This is a genomic window from Vibrio sp. 1978 (genome assembly GCF_033344345.1).
Map to the genome: position 1 here is coordinate 1 of NZ_JAWPOP010000096.1, position 1,343 is coordinate 1,343.

Genomic DNA, 1,343 nt, shown 5'->3' on the forward strand with positions numbered 1-1,343 from the left:
AACACCACCCAAGAGCATAATGATGGCTTGCTTCATCCTCTTTGATTGGATGAAAAGAATTTATTTAAAGGTGACTTTAATGAGCGTATTACGCCGACTAACTCTGCTGACTTTACCATTCTTTATTACCGCGTGTGGTGCGGAAGAAAGTCAGGCAAAAACCGAAACTCCTGCACAACAGGCTGCGCCAACTGCGCAACAACACTTTGATGAAGCGGCGCTAAAAGCGAAGTTCTCGAAACTAGGTCTGTCTATTATTGATATTCAACCTTCAGATGTGGCGGGCCTGCTAGAAATTCAAACCAACGGCGGCATATTGTTTGCGTCAAACAATGGCGATCACTTTATTGCAGGTACGCTATACGCGATTGATGACAACGGCGGTTACAAAGACGTACTTGCAGAACGCCAAGCGCCTTTGAATGCTGAGAAAATTGCTAAGTTTGCAGACAGCATGATCGAATACAAAGCGGACAACGAAAAGTACGTGGTGACGGTATTTACTGACATCACTTGTGGCTACTGTGTTCGTCTGCATAACCAAATGCAGGGCTACAATGATCTAGGTATTACTGTGCGTTACATGGCATACCCTCGCCAAGGTGCGACAGGGCCTGTTGCTGAGCAAATGGCAACGATTTGGTGTGCAGAAGATCCAAAAGCGGCGATGCATAACGCGAAAGTGAGCCGCACTTTCGACAATCCAGCGAAAGATCTTGAGCAATGTAAAGAGACCATTCAAGCGCACTACAACGTTGGTCGTCAGTTAGGTATTTCAGGTACGCCTGCAATCTTCCTTCCAAACGGTGAGATGGTTGGTGGTTACTTACCGCCAGCTGAACTACTGAAACGTTTAGAGCAACTGTAATCCTTTAAGGAGCAGAGCCGACGCAATAGTCGGCTCTTTTCAAGCATGATAGAAATTCAACGACGTCCCGAACCGGATCTTTCCCTTCTCCCAGATTCCATTCCTCCGATCTTAAAACGCATTTACATCAATCGCGGTATTACTGACATCGCGCAGCTAGAAACCTCTGCTCGTGGATTGCATTCGTACCAAAAGCTTGGCGGCATTGAGCAGGCGGTTGAGTTGTTGTTCCAAGCGATTCAAGAGCAAAAACGCATCATCGTGGTGGGTGACTTTGACGCAGATGGCGCAACGAGTTCTGCTCTTTCTGTATTGGCATTGCGTATGCTTGGCAGCAATAACGTCGATTACTTGGTGCCGAACCGCTTTGAAGATGGCTACGGTTTGAGCCCAGAGGTGGTCGATCAAGCATTGGAACTTGGCGCAGAAATGATCATGACGGTCGACAAGGGCGTATTGTCGATTGAAGGTGTGC

Annotated in this window: 2 protein-coding genes; both read left to right on the forward strand. The window is 47.3% G+C overall.

The annotated features are described in order from the left end of the window. Positions 1 to 79: 79 nt before the first annotated feature. Positions 80 to 868, forward strand: coding sequence for a bifunctional protein-disulfide isomerase/oxidoreductase DsbC (gene dsbC / locus R8N49_RS24700; RefSeq protein ID WP_005497149.1), 789 nt, complete (start codon positions 80 to 82; stop codon positions 866 to 868). A gap of 45 nt (positions 869 to 913) precedes the next feature. Next, positions 914 to 1,343: DHH family phosphoesterase (locus R8N49_RS24705; RefSeq protein WP_412034905.1), on the forward strand; the 430-nt coding region annotated here is incomplete at its 3' end.

What these genes read in the sequence shown, in the direction of transcription:
- dsbC (WP_005497149.1), top strand. Translation starts at nt 80, where the DNA reads ATGAGCGTATTACGCCGACTAACTCTGCTGACTTTACCATTCTTTATT.